Raw genomic sequence first — 18711 nt, 5'->3', positions numbered from 1 at the left:
TCATGGAGCGCATCCCGCTGCATTTGATTTCTTTATTGACAACAGTCGGTTTGTAGCCGAAAGTTATATATTTACAAAACAAAGGCTTTTCCTAATGTCGAACAAGTTTAACGCCAACGCCCTTACTGAATATAGTAAATCCTACGCTCGTCGGATTGCCTCTGATTTCTATCAACAGCATGCGACTATGAATGGTCGGCAGATTCTTTCGCTCACTCCTATTAGTCAAATTAACTTATTTATCATCAGTAGTTTATCAGATAAATGGCAGGCAGATGCTGCAAAGTTTCGGAGTCCTTATTTTGACTTTACCAATGAGGAAGTACAGGAAGCATTGCAGAATTTTATGAACGTTGTGTCGCAATATATTTCGGTTCGGCGCGAACACCTTGAGCCTCTACTAGCCGATGCTACGCGACGAGCCATTATTATGATTTTCGATCCTCGTGCTTATTTCGATGATGTGCTACGCGGTCAACCCGACTTTACGGTGACAGCTGCTGCTCTCAAGCAAATTGTGCGCTATACAAAGATTAATCAATTTATTCCTGCCCATATCACGCAACGCATGAATGGGAAAGCGTTTATTTACGTCAACCAGGCCCTGATTTATTTGGATGAGGCACTAACTCAGAAAGGCCATGAGATAGAGCAGTATGATAAATTTGTAGCCCAGTTTTCGGAGAAATTACCGATGGATGTATCGGCTTTGCTACGTAGCCATGTGCCCGATAGCATTCCCGCAGCCCCATTACGATCATTCTTCGATACGGCTATTGAATCTTCAGTTCCACCAGCACCATTGGTTGCGATAGAGTCGTTAGCCGAAACGATCAATCCGGCCATACCCCCTAAACCTGACCCAACTCCTGCCCCCGAATTAGTAGATAACTCCAGTTCAGGTGGAGTCAAATTTCTTGATGATACAACTGCCGGACCAGAGCCTGTAGCACCTATTAGTCAGCCGTCTCAATTGCAAACAGGTGCAATTACAACGCCTACGGAAACCAGGCAGCCAATTATTGCTATAGATACGCCCCCTTCGCTCAATGATACATTACGGGAAACAGCTTCTGCAGAGCCATCTACAGTTGCGGAGACTTTTCATCGTGCACCTATTGAGAGTGTTGCCCGGAGTATTTCATTGAATCAAAAGTTTCGATTTATTAATCAACTCTTCAATGGCAATTCGAGCGCTTACAATCAGGCTGTTGAGGAAATCGATACCCTGAACAATTATGGGCAGGCGCTGGACCTGATATCGTACCGATATGCCTCTCAGTATCTGTGGGATATGAGCAGTGATGAAGTAAGTGAATTAGTTGAAATTTTGAAGAGACGCTTCTCGTAAAACAAAACGCCTGATATGCTATGTATCTTTTTTGTTTCAAATAGTATCTTTTAGCCTTTTTTCTCGTCTTACTTCCCGTCAATCGTTGAAACGATTGGGTCAACGGGATGAACAGTCTGAAGGATAGCTAGAACAATATTTGAACAAAAAGGATTTGCGAACTATTTATCTGCTCATACTGGTCGGATTAGTGACCATTGTTCCTGCTTTTTCTCAACAGAGTACACCCCCAAGTCAGCGAATAGATCGGTCGGGTGATATTAGTCGGTATCTGCAAGATCTGTTCCCAGTACAAGCCGAAGATATTGATTACCAATCTGTTTATGATGCGCTGGCGCAACTCTACGCTAATCCCCTCGATCTTAATAGTGCTAGCCGGGATGAATTAGAAACGACTTACCTTCTCACTGAACGTCAGTTAAGTAGTCTAGCTACCTACCGGGCGGAATTCGGGGACCTGTTGTCTATTTATGAGTTACAGGCAGTACCTGACTTTGATTTGCCAACAATTCGCCGTTTGTTGCCCTTCGTTACGGTAGCTGGAACACCAGGACTATTTGGAACTTTGCCGACTCCAACTGATAATTACCTGATTGTACGCTATGAGCGTGTTTTAGAGCAACAGAAAGGTTTTTCTGAAGCTACTCCAGATAAAAAAGGTAATCTACCCTCTCGTTATCTAGGCAATGCAGGTCAATACTACGCTCGTTATCGCTATAGCCGTCCTAGGGCTTTTAGCATCGGATTAACGCTGGAAAAAGACCCTGGTGAGCAAATTGACTGGCAACCTTCAACACGACATTATGGTGCTGATTACATTTCTTTTCATGCCCAGATACAGAATCGGGGCCGATGGCGAAATATTATATTGGGTGATTATCAGTTGCAGATAGGGCAGGGCTTGGTGCTATCTGCCGGATTTGTCTTGGGGAAAAGTGCCGAAACAGTACAGACTATTCGTAGGCCAAGTCTGGGTGCACGACCGTACACCTCACTTACTGAATATGGCTATTTCCGGGGTGGAACCGCTACTTACGCGTTGCACCGAACGCTGGATATAACCTTGTTTGCTGCCCGCAACCATCGCGATGCTAATACCGCAGTTGATAGTTCAGGGCTAGGGATCATAGCTACCTCACTGCAAACGTCGGGTCTTCATCGGACGCAGTCTGAACTTGATGATCAGGGTAGTTTGCTTGAAACTAATCTAGGTGTGCATTTACTGTATCATAACCGGCGTCAATTTCAACTTGGATTAACTTTTCTTCGTACGTCTTTTAATAAATTTTTTCAGAAGCGAGATCTGCCTTATAACCAATATGAGTTTACTGGACAGCAAAACCTTGTTGTTGGGCTGCATGGGGGATACATTTGGCATAACTGGAATTTATTTGCTGAAGTGGCTCATAGCAGTGGTTCTGCAACGAATTCAGGTGGGCTTGGGGCTGTGAGCGGTGTTTTGGCTAGCCTCACGAAAAAACTTGATATGGCTATTGTATTGCGCCATTATGACCGCAACTTTCATAGTTTCTACAGCAATGGCTTTAGCGAAGGAAGCCGAACGATTAATGAATCGGGTGCATACTTGGGCTTGAAATATACGGTTTATCGAAAACTAACCCTGGGTGCCTTTGTTGACTATTTCAATTTTCCATGGTTGAAATATCTGGTTGACAAACCGTCTGATGGATTCGATTATTTGCTTCAGGCACGTTATACACCTAATCGACAAACAGCATTTTATGCGGTCTATCACGAAGAACATAAACAGAAAAACCTAACTATTGGAAAGGCTAAGGATGTTGTTGGTACAACGCGTTGGAGTTATGCACTCAATGCTGATTATAAACTGACGCGTATACTGTCGCTACGGTCGCGGGCGCAGTGGGGTGGTTTTATCTATTCGGGCCAATCGGCTTCTCGTGGATTCGCTTTGATACAGGATGCTACTTTAGACTATCGACGCCTGAGTTTAAGTGGTCGGGTTGCGCTGTTCGGCACTGATGATTATGATAGTCGGCAATATGTTTATGAACGCGACGTGTTGTATGCATTCTCATTTCCTGCCTACTTCAATCGGGGGATTCGCCATTATTTATTAGCTCAGTACAGCTTAAATCGTCATCTGGATGTCTGGGTGCGCTGGGCTCGGACTGATCTCACCAATCAAAATACCGTTGGCTCCGATCTTGATCAAATTGATGCTCCTCATAAAACCGAAGTAAAGGTACAGGTGCGTTGGCGGTTTTGAACAATTCACTTCTCCATTTCCCGAATGAGTTTATTGGCGTTGATGAACTCGTTCAATTCGTTCACATTCGAATGGATAAGTGTATCACTATTGCCTTCCCAGAGCTTTTTGCCCTGATAGAGAAACATGATTTTCTCTCCGATCTCCATCATTGAGTTCATATCATGCGTGATAACAACCGTTGTAATCTGATACTCATCCGTAATTTCAGAGATAAGCTGGTCAATTTTTATCGATGTTAGTGGATCAAGACCAGAGTTGGGCTCATCGCAAAATAAGTATTTGGGATTCAAGACAATAGCGCGAGCAATGCCGACGCGTTTTTTCATCCCACCGCTAATTTCCGACGGCATGCGATCGGCAGCAGCTTCCAGACCAACCCGCTGTAAACACTCCCGCGCCCGATCAACTTTTTCACTTTCGGTCTGTTCTGTAAGCATGTCGAGTGGGAATCGAACATTTTCCAGAACGGTCTTAGAATCAAACAACGCCGACCCCTGGAACAAAACGCCCATTTCCCGACGAATTGCCTTCTGTTCATCAAGGTTACTCGTCAGGAAGTTTCGCCCGTCGTAAAGAACCTCTCCTGAATCGGGCTTAACCAGGCCAATCATACACTTGAGCAGTACACTTTTACCCGTGCCACTCCCGCCAATAATCAAGCTTGTATCGCCAGGTTTGAAGGTTCCGCTGATGCTCGTCAGAATTTGCCGATCACCGAAGGTCTTTGATATATTTTTAATGTCGATCATTGGCTGATGATTGAATGAGTGATTGGGTGAATGAGTGAATTGCTAGCAATTCACTCATTCACCCAATCACTCATTCAAAATTAAGTTAGCAGCATCTGTGTCAGGATAAAATCGGCGGCTACGATGGCAATACAACTATTTGTAACAGCCGCCGTAGAAGCAGCACCAACTTCCAGTGCGCCCCCGCTTACCCGATAGCCCTGGTAAGCTGAAATTGTTGAGACCAGAAAGGCAAATACAACAGTTTTGATAAGCGCGAACGTGACCCCAAACGGTTTATACTCGAAACGAAGCCCTGATATGTAATCCTCAGAGGAAATAACACCTGCCAGTGTTCCTGCAATATATCCACCCAGAATGGCCAGAAAACCAGCCATGATGACCAGTAAGGGAAACATCAGAACAGACGCGATGACCTTTGGTAGGACCAGATACGAGCTAGAATTAATACCCATTACCTCCAGCGCATCAACTTGCTCAGTGATTCGCATAGTGCCTATTTCGCTGGCAATGTTAGAGCCTACTTTACCCGCCAATACAATGCATGATAGCGTTGGGGCTAACTCCAGAATAGAGCTATCCCGTACAATAAGTGCGATAATATTTTTGGGTACAAAGGGATTCGTGAGGTTATAAGCCGTTTGCACACAGGTAACGGCCCCAATAAAAGTGTTAACCAGCGCCACAATGAAAATAGAACCGACTCCAATGGAGGTGCATTCGTTCAGAATGAGGCTCAGATAAACACGGAGTTTCTCTCGATTTCGGAAGAGAGTACCCAAAAAAATAAAGTAACTGCCTAATCGTGACATAAATCGAGTAGCGAAACAAACCGACTTTGCTCGGGTCAGGTCGGTATTATATACTCAAAAGAACCCCGGCAAAGATAGAATGGTTTCTATGTAACTTGCACCCTAAGAGAAACCTTCTTGAGCCCAGCGAGTAAAGGCTTAAGAAACAGAATATTTTTTTAATGAACCCACTGATTGTTGTAACTGGCGGCACTAAAGGGATTGGTCGCGCCATTGCCGACCGATTTGTTGCAGAAGGATTCGATGCTATTATATGCGCTCGTTCGATTGAGAATCGGCAAGAATCGGGGGAATCTACGTCTGGAATACTAGCTGTTGCTGCAGATTTATCGACACGAGCCGGGGTCGACGTCTTACTTGACTATATCCAGTCGCTCAACCGGCCTGTAGATGTGTTGGTTAATAATACGGGCATATTTCAGCCTGGACAGATTCATAATGAAACAGAAGGGACGTTTGAACTGCTAATGAACACTAACGTTGCTAGTGCGTACCATCTCACACGCGGTTTAGTTGGGGGTATGATTTCTCGTCGACAGGGTCATATTTTTATGATGTGCTCCACCGCAAGTATCACTCCTTACACGAATGGTGGTTCGTATTGCATCTCGAAATTTGCGTTGCTGGGAATGAGTCGCGTATTGCGGGAGGAACTAAAACCACATGGAGTGAAGGTAACGGCTATTCTTCCTGGCGCAACGCTCACAGCCAGCTGGGAGGGCACCGACCTGCCTGAAGAACGGTTTATGAAATCTGAAGACGTGGCTAATAGTGCCTGGGCTGCTTATTCGCTTTCAAAAAGTGCCGTTGTAGAAGAAATTCTTATCCGCCCCCAATTAGGTGATATTTAGCTAAGAAACGCTGGCTTTACCTATTAGAAGTTTATGAGCCTGAAACAGATGCCGACTAATGACTGTTGACTAAAGACTGTTTCGTATCTTGCGCCCTGCTTCATCATTCCTGAGCTCTGAAAATTGTTCACTGTTAAACTGATTATTGCTACGAATGGCTTCCGTTGAGTATTTGGGTATTGACGTCGGCGGTACGAACGTCAAAATGGGTATTGTCGATGCGAATACCGGTAAAATTTCCAATTTCTATAGCCACGACACCATCAGTTGGCGCGAATCGGGCCATTTCGTTGATCGCTTTGGTGATGCAGTTTCGCTGCAATTGCTAAATAATAAGGATGTAAAGAAAGTTGGAATTGGCTTGCCCGGTATGCTCAACCGTGAACGAACCGTTCCGCTTGAAATTACCGCCATTCCAGAAATCAATGGTATTCCAATGGTGGAAATATTAAGTAAGCGGTTTCCCGGTACTCAATTTTTTCTGGCTAATGATGCCAATGCCGCAGCGCTGGGCGAATACTATTTTGCCGAAGAAAAAATTACCGAAAACTACATTTTCATTACGCTTGGTACAGGCGTAGGTGGCGCTGCCATTATTAACAAGAAAATATTTACTGGAGGTGATGGCAATGCGATGGAACCGGGACATATCCCATCTCGTAATGGTCGCGTACTGGAGCGTAACATTGGCAAAAAAGAATTACTGGATCTCGCTAACGAGCGCCGGAGCGAATTTAAAGGCGATACCCATTTGCCCGCTGATGGAAGTATCTCAACAACTGGTTTAGTTGCTGCCGCTGCCGAAGGAGATGAATTAGCCTTACAAATCTGGACTGAAGTAGGTGAAATGCTAGGTGAAGGCTTAGCTGCACTTATCAAAGTGCTAGATATTAAGCAGGTATTGATTGGTGGCGGCTTGTCGGCTTCGTTCGACTATATTATACCCGCTGTTGACAAGACGCTCGATTATTGGCTCAATGATTACTACAAAAATGGCTTGAGCATTAAAAAGGCAACACTCGGAAACGACGCTGGTTTGCTTGGTGCGGCTTCGCTTTGTTTTGAATAGAAAATAAGTACTAAGTGGATACGTTGTAAGGGAGTAAGTGGTTGACGCACGGCACCACTTACTCCCTTACAACGTATCCACTTAGTACTTAAACGATATTGACTTCTGGAGAGATAGAAACTCCGAATTTCTCCTGTACGGATTTCTGTACTTGTTTAGCGAGTATCATAATTTCATCGCCCGTAGCAGAGCCATAGTTGACCAATACCAATGCCTGCTTGGTATGAACGCCTGCATCGCCAGAGCGATACCCTTTCCATCCAGCCTGCTCAATAAGCCAACCCGCTGGTACTTTCACTAGATCATTACCAGTGGGATAGCCTGGTAAGGCCGGATACTTAGCTTTTAATAGATCAAATTGAGTTGTTGAAATTTCCGGGTTTTTGAAAAAACTACCTGCATTCCCGATCTGGGCCGGGTCAGGAAGTTTGCTGCGTCGAATCCGAATAACAGCCTCACTAATTGCTTTTATAGTTAGATTCTCTTCTGATACTCCCATTTCAACTAGTGTTTCCTGAATGGCTCCATAGCGTATGTGAAATGTAGGTAGTTTATCTAGCTGAAACGTGACGCTTGTAATAATATATTGACCCTTTAATTCGCGCTTAAACACACTCTCTCGATAACCAAATGCACAATCGGCGTGGGTAAAGGTTCGTTTTTTGCCGGTTAGTACATGAATCGCTGTGAGCGACTCGAATACTTGCTCTAACTCAACACCATAGGCGCCAATATTTTGCATGGGAGCAGCTCCAACCGTACCAGGGATCAGCGATAGATTTTCCATACCTGCGTAGCCTCTCTTTACACAGAAGAGAACCAGCTCATGCCAGTTGACTCCTGCACCGACCGTCAAGTAAATATGATCATCGTCTTCTCGAGCAATGTCAATGCCCTGAATGTTGATTTTAACCACCAAGCCGTCAAAATTCTGGCATAGTAGTACATTGCTCCCTCCGCCAAGAATCAGTTTGGGTGTATCAATAAAGTCAGCCAGATGAAGCAAAGTCTGGAGATCTTCTTCATTGCTAATCTCAACCCAATACCGCGCGTTGGCATCAATCCGAAATGTATTATAGGGCTTGAGCGATACGTGGCTTTGTATATTCAGCATGTAGTATTTCTGGTGAATAGCCAAAATTAACTAAAATCTGGCATGGGTTTATTCATACGTTTAGTGGATTCAGTGATTCGAATGGCAAAATGGCTATTTTAGCATTTTATTTGCCGATCACTATGCATTACAAATTGAAGGGAGTGTTTATACTGGGTGTACTGATCCTGACTGGTTGTGCAGGCAGCCGTTCAGCCACTTCTGGTCGATCTGCTACGGATTATAATAGCTATAACGAAGATTTGACTTCGGTAAGGCCTGTATACGGTTCAATAACACCTAACTCACCTGTTACGAGTCGCCCAGCCTTACCAGTAACGACATCCGCAACCACGCCCCGCAAAACAGATACGCGCAAACCGAATGCACCAATTGAAGCACTTCATATTAATCGAAGACTGGATCTGGTACTTGATACTATTGCTACCCATAATCGGTTAATACGCTATGCACCAGGCTATCGCATTCAGGTTTATGTTGGAAATCAACGCCAGGAAGCGGACGCTGCCAAATTGTTGATCTCTCAGAACTTTCCGGAACTGAGCCCTTATTTAAGCTATAATCAACCGACTTATAGACTTAAAGTAGGTGACTTCATGCGTCGTTTAGATGCCGAACGGTACTATACATCGATTCGTCGGTTGATGGCATCCGCACAATTACAACCTGATAAAGTGGATATTCGACGTAGCCTATTAATAAAGTAATTGATAAGATTAGGCTAGTATACATTAACTTTGATTAGTTTTCGACAAATTTAGGCATTTGCCTTGACCAGTTAAGGATGATATGAAAAAAGCGCTGATTACCGGGATTACCGGACAAGATGGGGCCTACCTGGCCGAATTACTGTTAGCGAAAGGCTATGAAGTACATGGGATTAAACGCCGTAGTTCACTTTTCAATACACAGCGGATTGACCATATGTATGAAGATCCGCATGAGAAAAAAGTGCCTTTAAAGCTTCACTACGGAGACCTGTCTGATTCAGCGAATATTATCCGTATCATTCAGGAAATTCAGCCTGATGAGATTTATAACCTTGGCGCTATGTCGCATGTTCGGGTAAGCTTCGATGAGCCCGAATATACCGCTCAGGTTGATGGTATTGGCACACTTCGTATTCTGGAAGCTGTTCGGCTTCTGGGATTGACCGAAAAAACGCGTATTTATCAGGCATCCACTTCTGAACTCTATGGTGGCGTCCAGGGTCATGCTCAGTCCGAAACGACGCCATTCTATCCTCGTTCGCCCTATGCTGTTGCTAAATTGTATGGCTACTGGATTACGGTTAACTATCGGGAGGCTTACAACATGTATGCTTGTAACGGCATTCTGTTTAACCATGAGTCGCCATTACGGGGTGAAACCTTCGTAACTCGTAAAATTACCCGTGCCGTATCACGTATTGGTCTGGGATTGCAGGATAAGGTTTATCTGGGTAATATGGATTCTCTACGCGATTGGGGCCATGCCAAAGACTATGTTGAAGCGATGTACCTGATTTTGCAACAGGACAAGCCCGAAGATTACGTGATCGCTACCGGCGTAACAACCAGCGTACGTGATTTTGTACGGATGTCGTTTGCTGAAATTGGTGTTGAACTGACATTCACTGGCGAAGGCGTTAATGAAGTTGGCACAGTAGCTAGTTCAACCAATCCTGAGTTTCCTGTTGAGGTCGGTAAAGCGGTCGTGTGCATTGATCCTCGATACTTCCGACCAACAGAAGTTGATTTACTGCTTGGCGATCCAACCAAAGCAATGACCCAGTTGAACTGGAAACCAAAATATGATTTACCTGCCTTGGTAAAAGATATGATGACTTCTGATATTAATCTTTTCCGACGTGATCAACTTTTAGCTAGTAGCGGCCATCAGATATTGAATTATTTCGAATAGAAACCATAAGTGATAAGTAGAGCGATTGTAGGTCATTCCTGAAGTTTGTTAAAATTTTGGCGTCGGGTTATTTTAATCCGACGCTTTTTTATACACAAAAAAAAGTGGTAAGTTCTGCTAGCAGAACTTACCACTTTTTACTTACAAACTTACTGCTGTTTTACTTTTTACACTGGAACAGCGTAGTAGTACATCCGTGAGCTGTTGGGATACATGCCGATGAGCATCAACCCTTCACCTTCTTTCACGGACGACATAATAGCCTGAAGATCTTTTGTACTCTTAACGTTCTTCCCGTTTGCCTTCACAATGATAAAACCTTCTTCAACATCAGTTTCGGCCAGTTTACCATCCATGATCTTTTTCACCCGAACACCACCACTAACGCCTAGTTGTTTAGCATCCTGAGCAGAGAGTTCTTCAAATTGAGCACCAAGGGTATTCAACGAAGTATTTGCCGCTGTGACGTCTGCTTTCTTGATGATATCACGTCCACCATCCCGGTTGCGAAGTTCAACTTTAACATCACGTTCGGTACCATCACGGTTGATCGTAACGGCAACGGCATCTCCTGGACGACGACGACCGATGATTTCACGCATTTGGGCATCCGAGTCGAGTGTCTGACCTTCCATTTTTACGATAACGTCACCTTTTTTCAGGCCAGCAGCTTCTGCGGCACCTTTTTCAACAACTTTTTCAACATAGATACCACGGCCTACTTTTGCCCCTTTCTCTTTTGCAACTGTGCTGTTTAATTCAACAGGCAGAATGCCAAGGTAACCGCGTTGCACATTGCCATATTTAAGCAGGTCTGCCGATACTTTTTTCACAAGCGATACTGGTACAGCAAAGCCATAACCACTGTAATAACCCGTAGCCGATGCAATTGCAGAGTTGATACCTACCAATTCACCACGCAGGTTTACCAATGCACCGCCCGAATTTCCTGGGTTAATGGCAGCATCAGTTTGAATGAACGCTTCTACGGGTGTATCACCTTGTTTGTCTGTGCTCGTGCGGCCTTGTTGACCTTGGCGTTGTGCATAATCCTGATCCAGAATACCAATCCGGCGACCTTTAGCACTAACAATACCAGCTGTTACAGTCGACTCTAAGTCAAGTGGATAACCCACAGCCAATACCCATTCACCTAATTTCAATGCATCAGAGTCGCCAAGTGTGATGGCAGGCAAATTATTTGCTTCTACTTTGATGACTGCCAAATCAGTTAATGGATCAGTACCAATTACTTTGGCTTTAAAACTTCGTTTGTCGGTCATAATTACCTCAACCTCATCGGCATCCTGCACAACGTGGTTGTTGGTAACGATATAACCATCTTTGCTGATAATTACGCCAGAGCCAGATGCTTGTCCCTGTTGCCGACGAGGCTGCTGCCGCTGACCACCAAACTCATCACCGAAGAACTCCCGGAAAATGTCAGGCATCTGTTGCTGACGAACGGTACGGGTCATTGTGGTACGAATATGCACAACCATTGGCGTAACGGCTTCGGCAGCCGTTGAGAAATCACCCGGCACAGATGAAGGTCCACCCGGCATTGAGGCCAATCGGCCCATAATCGTTGGTGTCTGCGACGATTCGTTAAAAATTACATCCCGGTTGTTGAATCCCAACAGGCTGTAAGCGGCCAGCGTAATTCCACTCGACAGGAGTGCTATCAACGCTAATAATTTCCAGTTGCTTTTCATGTTTAAATGGGAAAATCTAATTGCTTTCTTTTTGTGTTAGAGACAGCTTTCTCTGTCTTGTTAGTATAACGGAAAGTCACTTCCGAAAAATCCAGGTCTTGTGGGGGCTTAACAAAATTTAACAAGGCTTTGTTAGAAGGCATTTTAACCCTTAATGACTCTTTAACCCACATTAACCGCCAACCAATTTACTATAATTCCCAAATTTTATACCAACCGTATAAATGAGAATAATCATGACGATTTGACATGCCTCTATGCTCAATAGAACAAAAAATATGTCAAAATGAACAATTATTGATTAGAAGATCAACAGATTAACTTATAGGCAAGATAGGAGCCTGCTATCTAATAAGGTATAAAAGGGGAAAGTCTACTTTATAGCCAGGAGCTCAAAGGCCTTCTCGGCAGCAGCTTGTTCGGCTTTTTTCTTGCTGTAACCACTACCTGTAGCAAAGGCTTCATCGTCAACAAGAACCTGTGCGATGAATTCGCGGAAGTGACTGTTGCCTTTTTCGGAGACAATTTCAAAACGAATCTCTTTCCCTTCGCGCTGCGCCCACTCGATCAGACGGCTTTTGTAGTTGCCATTATTCTGCACCACCGATTCAATATCGTAGTGAGACAATAGGTCTTTAAGGATAAATTGGCGCGAGAATCGAAATCCTTTATCTAAGTACACTGCCCCTACCAAAGCTTCGAGGGCATCGCCATACATGGAGGTACGAGCAGGCAGGCTACGTGTACGACTGCCATCGTATTCAATCAGTTGATCGAGACCTATTTTACGGGCAATGCCGTTAAGGGTTTCCCGATTCACAATGCGGGAGCGAATTTCGGTTAAGAAACCTTCGTCTTTGTAGGGGTATTTTTTGAAGAGAAACTCAGCAATAACCATTCCTAGTACAGCATCGCCCAGGTATTCGAGTCGTTCGTTTGATTCCCGAAATCCCTCAATGGCCGTCGCTTTTGAGGCCGACGTATGACGCAAGGCCAGTTGATACAATCCAAGATTTGACGGACGTGCGCCAATAATATGGCCAATTGACCGGCGCAGATTCTTACGCGGATCGCTGTTGCCAGACCGAAACCACTCTAGAGGATTGAATAAACTACGGGGCAGAGCGAGTTGCACGACTCAGCTAAGTTTACGGAAAATGATGATGGCATTATGACCTCCGAACCCAAACGCATTACTCATCACGGTTGTTATGGATCGCTCCTGTGCCGTGTTGAAGGTTAAATTAAAGCGCGGGTCAATTTCTTCATCGTCAGTGAAGTGATTAATTGTCGGTGGAACTAGTTGATGTTCCATCGCTTTTAAACAAGCAATCGCTTCAACAGCACCTGCAGCTCCCAGCAAATGACCAGTCATCGACTTGGTTGAGCTAATATTTAACTTGAACGAATGCTCTCCGAACAACTGATGAATAGCTTTCAGTTCCTGTGGATCGCCAATCGGGGTTGAGGTACCGTGGGTATTAATATAATCAATGTCGGTGGGCGAAATACCAGCGTCGTTGAGGGCGTCCTGCATCGCCAGAAATGCGCCTAAGCCATCAGGATGAGGTGCCGTAATATGATAGGCATCCGAAGACATTCCACCCCCAATTAACTCTGCGTAAATTTTGGCTCCACGAGCCAGCGCATGTTCATATTCTTCGAGAATAATAGAGCCAGCGCCTTCACCTAATACGAATCCATCCCGATCTTTATCATATGGCCGGGAGGCTGTTTCAGGCGAATCATTACGTTCTGACAAAGCCCGGTTGGCGTTGAAACCACCAATACCCGCCTTTGTTACAGCCGCTTCAGATCCTCCCACAACACACATATTCAGCCGCCCTAAGCGAATATAGTTCAACGCGTCAATAATGGCGTTGTTAGTGGATGCGCAGGCAGATACGGTCACGTAGTTGGTGCCCCGAAAGCCATAACGCATTGAAATTTGTCCCGATGCACTATCCGCAATCATGCGGACAATAAAGAAAGGATTGATACGGGGAGTGCCGTCACCTTTGGCATAGTCGATCATTTCGTCCTCAAACGATTTGAGCCCACCAATGCCCGATCCCCAAATAACACCGACTTTGTTTTTGTCGAGCGTATCGAGATTCAGATTAGCATCACGAACGGCTTCTTCGGTAGCGATGAGTGCGTAATGCGTAAACGCATCCATCTTACGGGCTTCCTGCCGGGGAATGAACTGAGTGACGTCCAGCCCTTTCACTTCGCAGGCGAACTGCGTCCGAAACTTGCTGGCGTCAAACTTCGTAATGGGACCGGCCCCGCTTACACCGGCGGCTAAGTTGTTCCAATAAGTGGGTACATCATTGCCAATGGGTGTCAACGCACCGAGGCCGGTCACTACTACTCGTTTGAATGTCATACAGCTATACTGCGTAATGAAAAAGAAAAACAACGCCAAGCCTAGAATTGTTGGTGTTGGCTTCCAGGTACTTAATGGATTTACTGATCGGAATGAACAATTCGAACTTGGACTAGTGGCCTTAATTCCGAATCAGGTTTCCGTAAAGGGGCTTACTTCCCGATGTGTTTTTCCAGGTATTCGATGGCCAAACCAACGGTAGAGATTTTTTCAGCCTCGTCGTCGGGAATGGGCAAATTGAATTCTTTTTCAAATTCCATGATCAGCTCAACTGTATCAAGCGAATCGGCACCCAGATCGTTGGTAAAGCTTGCTTCTGGCGTCACTTCTGACTCTTCAACCCCCAGTTTCTCAACAATGATATTCTTAACTTTTTGTGCAATGTCCGACATTTTAGTAGTCTGTTCTAGTTAAAAAACTGCGCAAAGAAACGTATTTACCTTTGTATTATCAAACAATTTTTTGGACTATAAATCGTTCGTGTTAGCTACGTATATGGATTTATACTTTTGGAAATCAAACGATTATGAATAGAAATTCAGCGAAAAGATAAATCCCATGTAGCTAAGGCATGTTGTAAAAAACTAGCCTATTTATCGAATCACAACTGACTTACAGACGTAAGTTGGAATAATACCCGTGCTTCGAATTAGTACTTCGGCATCTTGTGGCTGGGTATTACCCGTTAAGACAAGGGCTGTATCTAGGCCAAATTTGTTACCACCCAGAATATCAGTTCGTAAGGTATCGCCTACCATCAAAATATCTCGCTTGCTAATATGGGCTGCATTCTCGAGTCGCTCATACGCAAACATAAATAACTGAGCGTCGGGCTTACCGAAGCGGATGAACTGTTTGCCTACGATGTTTTCAATCATTTTAGCAATAGCACCAATGGCAATCGCAATGCGGGTTTTCGAGACGGGATACGTATTATCTGTATTGGCTACAATAACCGGAATATTACGTTTTCTAAGCAGATTCACTGTTTTGGTTAGATCAGTATTCCAATCAAAACCTTCATCGTCCAGGAGTACTAAGGCATTAATGTCGGCTACGTCTTTTAAATCAACCTGGCTGATGGGTAGTGTTTTAAGACCAGTCGTTTCGAGGTAATGAGCTGATTTTTCGGTCCCTAAATAGGCTACTGTACCATTGTGTACTTTTAAGTCTAAATATTCTCTAGCCAGCATTCCTGACGAGATAATGCGCTCTGGATTAAGGGCATAGAAACCCTGTCGATAATAAGATTCGGCCAGCTCATGAGGCCCACGCGAGGCATCATTGGTTAGTACGTAGTAGTCTTTACCCGTTTCCCGAAGCCAGTCAAACGTTTTTTCAATACCCGGCAGAAGGCCTTCTGAGTTTTTCAGAACCCCGAAGGCATCGAAGAAAATGACTTTATAGTTTTCTGCTACGGTCTTGAAATCGGCAAGTTGCATAGATGGGCAAAATGAAGAGTAGGTTCGTTGATTACCTATAGATTATTGGTAAAAATACGATTCAAGCCGAATTATCAATCAGTTTTCTTTAAGCAAGCTGTGTATATCGATAATTAGTTTGTCGATGTCCAGGGGCAATGTTCCATTGTAAATACCCCGAATCCGGCGATTTTGATCAACCAGGATCAGGTGCTCAGTATGCAGAAATTCGGTTGATAGTTAATGAAGCTGTTGGTTTGACTGGTAATAACTGTCAATAACTGACATGCTAAGGACTGTGACTAGGTGGAGTCGATTCATGACAATTAGTGTTTAGTTAACGACTTGGACATTATCACCGGTTAATGTCTACCGGTGGGGCGGAAAATTTTCGGGAGGTCCTTCTGGACGATCATCTGGCGGGCCATCTCCAGGAAGCCGGGGCGGGCGCGGGCGCTGACCGAATAGTTTCGCCAAGTCAGCTACTAATCGAGAAAAGTCAGCTTGCTGATCCGGTCGGCAAAGTGCTTTGATTTGCCGAAAGTGAGAGAAATTAAGTTCGGCAATTTGCCGCTGCACATCCTCAATCTGACGAATTAGCGCATTTGCTTTAGCTGAATCAGGTTGCGCTGACGGAAGCAGACTATAGTATTCCTGAAATAACTGAATCGACTCCGCATTTAATCGTTCCGTTTGTTGGTGATGTTGCCGGCCCATTTCTAAATACTGCTGTTGCTGCTGCTCATCGAAATGAAGCCGCTCAATAATTACCCTGGCAGGGCCTTTGCCGTCAGGTAATGGGCCTTGCAACTGACCGGCCTGTGACGGCCTGCCAGAGGTCAAGACCAGATAGCCAATGGTTAGCAGATTTAGTAAGAGCAGGCCAATTACGGCGAAGGTCAGTAGTTTTGTCCGCTCCATAAATCATAGAGTTGGTTATTGGATGGATAAAGCTGCATATCTGAAACAACCGTATTTAAATCGGTCGCTTCTGCTGGTTTGACTCTAGCTGATTGATTAATTACCTGCCAGTTTAGTAGAATCAGTAATACGAACGAAGCTACCATACCCCAAACTACCCGTACTGATACATAGGTTTTAGGTGGCTCCTGATCAAGCCGCTTCTGGATTTTTGCGAACAGAAACGGGTTTGGTTCTGCTCGTTGGATGCCATCTAAACTACCTAGTATATCGATTATCCATTTATCTTTTTTAGGTTCCATATTGATTAAGACGACAGGTGCTGGGGATTCCTACGGGTGAATAAGTCAATAGTCGTTAGTAACTGATATAAAAACTGATGCCTAACCACTGTTGACCAACGACTTATAATAACCCGCTAATTGTTTTTTTAAGTTTTCGGTAGCGCGTTGCAAAAGGGATTCAACAGCTCCAACGCTTATAGTCATTACTTGAGCCGCTTCGATATTGTTTAGCCCTTCGACTTTTGTCAGGATATAAGCCGTTTTTTGTTTGTCTGATAGTTTGTTAATCGCCTGAAAGAGGATCGCTGCAGACTCCTGCTTTTCTAAGGCGATACCGGGATGGAAAAAATCGGTGGGTTGGTGCAGAACTTCACCCGTACTGCTGTCGAATAGGCTGGTGATAAAGGCAAATCGCTTTTGACGTTTCCTGTGTTTCAGGAAATCGAGCGATTTATTAACCGCAATTCGATAGAGCCAGGTTGTGGCACTGGCGTCACCTTTGAAGGTACTTGCCGATCGAAATACCTCTACAAAAACATCCTGCGTAATCTCTTCGGCATCTTCGCGATTACGAACGTAGCCTAGTGTCAGTGTAAATACCCGGCTTTTAGTTTGGTCATAAAATTCCCTGAAGGCCAGTTCGTTGCCTTTCTGTAGTTCCTCAATCAATAATGGCAAGTTCGGTAAGTTGTTCATCATCAAGCTATCCGCTCAATGGTTATAATGCTACTTTGACGCCTTGCCTGGTCGAAAGTCATTGAATAGATGAACTATATACCTAACGCTCGCAGAATTTTCTCTGCGTCGAACTGCTCGATAGACGGGAAATAAATCTCGTATGCCTCGCGTTGCAGCTTGATGGCGTAGGTTCGGTGGAAAAAATAACGACCGTACTTGATAACGTAGTTGAGGATGAAAAACCGGTAGGCTTCGGGCAGAAACCGAATTTCGTTTTCGGTAAGTGGAAAGACTTTGTGATATTCTTTTAAAAACAACAGAAATCGGTCTTCCATTAATGGGCCGATTACGTAGCTGAAAACTGTTCGGTCACCAGCGTTGGAAACTACCCGACTGAAAAAATAAAAGTCCAATACCCGGTAGCTGATCCGAAACCAGTCGTAATCCCAGCGGGAGTAGAGTTCGAGATTTTGCGTGACCGAAAAATTGCCAATATTCCAGTCGACAAAGACGGGCATCGTTTCAACAGTGCCTGCTACGAGTTTTTGGCGGTTTGCCAGAAATAATTCGCACTGCCGTTTTAATTCATTTATATGTAGCCGGTGCTCAAATTGGCCAACTTCAGTTTCCAGTAGGTCCAGCAAATCCCAAACATCGGAACGTAGCGTTTTTGACGATTTCGGAAGTACTGTGCTCACTCGTGAACACGCCTTATGAAATTTCGCAATCTGTCTGCCCAGCATCTGAATATGATGCTCCTCTAGCCGACGGGGCAGTTTTAATTGAATCCGAATTGGGTTATAAAACACCACCCAGGCATCCACAAAACTGTCTTTTTGCCGGTACGTATACACCTGACCATCCCGTACCAGCGATTTTGCCAATACATTTTCGAATGGATAGAGCAGATTGTTGGCTAAGGCGTGAATAATACGATGATCTTCCAGAAAGTGATCGTACTTGCCAAAATAAGACAGTTTGGCAATGATATGCTCTCCATCCTCAAAGGTAACTTTGAAGACGTGGTTGGTTGAAACCCGCGCGCTAATGTCTTCAATGGTCTGAATTTGTACAGATCCATCGAACTCCGCCCAGGCTTTTTTTATAATGGTAGGATAATCAACAAGACGCATTTTTTTGGTAAAAGGGTGGAGTAAGTAGATTAAGGATAGATTGGATTAACCGAACTTACTCCACCGAC

General features: G+C 44.5%; 18 protein-coding genes and 1 pseudogene. 6 read left to right on the top strand and 13 right to left on the bottom strand.

The window, feature by feature from the left end; genetic code table 11:
* Positions 1–94 precede the first annotated feature (94 nt).
* Both GO755_RS07045 and GO755_RS07040 read left to right on the top strand, forming a co-directional pair.
* The gene (locus GO755_RS07045; RefSeq protein WP_157584164.1) at positions 95–1351 is read left to right on the top strand and encodes a hypothetical protein; all 1257 of its coding nucleotides are present in this window, start codon (positions 95–97) and stop codon (positions 1349–1351) included.
* Positions 1352–1505: 154 nt separating this feature from the next.
* Positions 1506–3602, top strand: a complete 2097-nt coding sequence (locus GO755_RS07040) for a ComEA family DNA-binding protein (protein WP_157584008.1) — start codon at positions 1506–1508, stop codon at positions 3600–3602.
* A 5-nt stretch (positions 3603–3607) separates the two neighbouring features.
* Here the strand turns inward: GO755_RS07040 and GO755_RS07035 are convergent, their stop codons facing one another.
* Both GO755_RS07035 and GO755_RS07030 read right to left on the bottom strand, forming a co-directional pair.
* Positions 3608–4354 (bottom strand): ABC transporter ATP-binding protein, encoded by a 747-nt coding sequence (locus GO755_RS07035; protein WP_157584007.1) that lies wholly within the window; start codon positions 4352–4354, stop codon positions 3608–3610.
* Between the two features lie 80 nt (positions 4355–4434).
* The gene (locus tag GO755_RS07030; RefSeq protein WP_157584006.1) at positions 4435–5166 is read right to left on the bottom strand and encodes an MlaE family ABC transporter permease; all 732 of its coding nucleotides are present in this window, start codon (positions 5164–5166) and stop codon (positions 4435–4437) included.
* A 161-nt stretch (positions 5167–5327) separates the two neighbouring features.
* Here GO755_RS07030 and GO755_RS07025 point away from each other — a divergent pair, with 161 nt between their 5' ends.
* On the top strand, positions 5328–6017 hold the full coding sequence (locus tag GO755_RS07025) for an SDR family oxidoreductase (protein WP_157584005.1): 690 nt from the start codon (positions 5328–5330) through the stop codon (positions 6015–6017).
* Positions 6018–6171: 154 nt separating this feature from the next.
* The gene (locus GO755_RS07020) at positions 6172–7086 is read left to right on the top strand and encodes an ROK family protein (RefSeq protein ID WP_157584004.1); all 915 of its coding nucleotides are present in this window, start codon (positions 6172–6174) and stop codon (positions 7084–7086) included.
* Positions 7087–7174: 88 nt separating this feature from the next.
* On the opposite strand, the gene murB is transcribed toward GO755_RS07020, so the two are convergent.
* Complete coding sequence (murB, locus tag GO755_RS07015; protein ID WP_157584003.1) at positions 7175–8200, bottom strand: UDP-N-acetylmuramate dehydrogenase; 1026 nt, start codon at positions 8198–8200, stop codon at positions 7175–7177.
* A 122-nt stretch (positions 8201–8322) separates the two neighbouring features.
* On the opposite strand from murB, the gene GO755_RS07010 reads away from it, so the two are divergent.
* Both GO755_RS07010 and gmd read left to right on the top strand, forming a co-directional pair.
* Entirely contained in the window at positions 8323–8907 is a 585-nt protein-coding gene (locus GO755_RS07010) for an SPOR domain-containing protein (RefSeq protein WP_198174771.1), read from the top strand.
* Between the two features lie 82 nt (positions 8908–8989).
* Positions 8990–10102: a GDP-mannose 4,6-dehydratase gene (gmd, locus tag GO755_RS07005; protein ID WP_157584002.1), complete on the top strand. Its 1113-nt coding sequence runs from the start codon at positions 8990–8992 to the stop codon at positions 10100–10102.
* A 167-nt stretch (positions 10103–10269) separates the two neighbouring features.
* Here the strand turns inward: gmd and GO755_RS07000 are convergent, their stop codons facing one another.
* From GO755_RS07000 to GO755_RS06960, 10 genes and pseudogenes are all read right to left on the bottom strand, one after another.
* Positions 10270–11817 (bottom strand): Do family serine endopeptidase, encoded by a 1548-nt coding sequence (locus GO755_RS07000; RefSeq protein WP_157584001.1) that lies wholly within the window; start codon positions 11815–11817, stop codon positions 10270–10272.
* Positions 11818–12190: 373 nt separating this feature from the next.
* On the bottom strand, positions 12191–12952 hold the full coding sequence (gene rnc, locus GO755_RS06995) for a ribonuclease III (RefSeq protein ID WP_111346076.1): 762 nt from the start codon (positions 12950–12952) through the stop codon (positions 12191–12193).
* A 3-nt stretch (positions 12953–12955) separates the two neighbouring features.
* Positions 12956–14206, bottom strand: coding sequence for a beta-ketoacyl-ACP synthase II (gene fabF / locus GO755_RS06990; protein ID WP_157584000.1), 1251 nt, complete (start codon positions 14204–14206; stop codon positions 12956–12958).
* 152 nt (positions 14207–14358) lie between these two features.
* Complete coding sequence (locus GO755_RS06985) at positions 14359–14598, bottom strand: acyl carrier protein (protein WP_018617787.1); 240 nt, start codon at positions 14596–14598, stop codon at positions 14359–14361.
* Positions 14599–14799: 201 nt separating this feature from the next.
* Entirely contained in the window at positions 14800–15648 is an 849-nt protein-coding gene (locus tag GO755_RS06980) for a TIGR01459 family HAD-type hydrolase (protein ID WP_157583999.1), read from the bottom strand.
* A gap of 78 nt (positions 15649–15726) precedes the next feature.
* Positions 15727–15864, bottom strand: a pseudogene (locus tag GO755_RS42145) (SCO family protein); the annotation flags it as partial.
* Positions 15865–15996: 132 nt separating this feature from the next.
* The gene (locus GO755_RS06975) at positions 15997–16548 is read right to left on the bottom strand and encodes a Spy/CpxP family protein refolding chaperone (protein WP_157583998.1); all 552 of its coding nucleotides are present in this window, start codon (positions 16546–16548) and stop codon (positions 15997–15999) included.
* Entirely contained in the window at positions 16527–16850 is a 324-nt protein-coding gene (locus GO755_RS06970) for a hypothetical protein (protein ID WP_157583997.1), read from the bottom strand. The genes GO755_RS06975 and GO755_RS06970 overlap by 22 nt, the downstream gene beginning before the upstream one ends.
* Before the next feature lie 81 nt (positions 16851–16931).
* Positions 16932–17531: an RNA polymerase sigma factor gene (locus tag GO755_RS06965; protein WP_227686877.1), complete on the bottom strand. Its 600-nt coding sequence runs from the start codon at positions 17529–17531 to the stop codon at positions 16932–16934.
* Positions 17532–17602: 71 nt separating this feature from the next.
* Positions 17603–18643, bottom strand: coding sequence for an aminoglycoside phosphotransferase/kinase family protein (locus GO755_RS06960; RefSeq protein ID WP_157583996.1), 1041 nt, complete (start codon positions 18641–18643; stop codon positions 17603–17605).
* Positions 18644–18711: the final 68 nt, after the last annotated feature.

Origin of the sequence: Spirosoma arboris (assembly GCF_009754945.1) — a bacterium.
Classification (GTDB): Bacteria; Bacteroidota; Bacteroidia; order Cytophagales; family Spirosomataceae; genus Spirosoma; species Spirosoma arboris.
The sequence above is the reverse complement of the archived record's forward strand: the minus strand, read 5'-3'. Positions and strand labels throughout refer to the sequence as shown.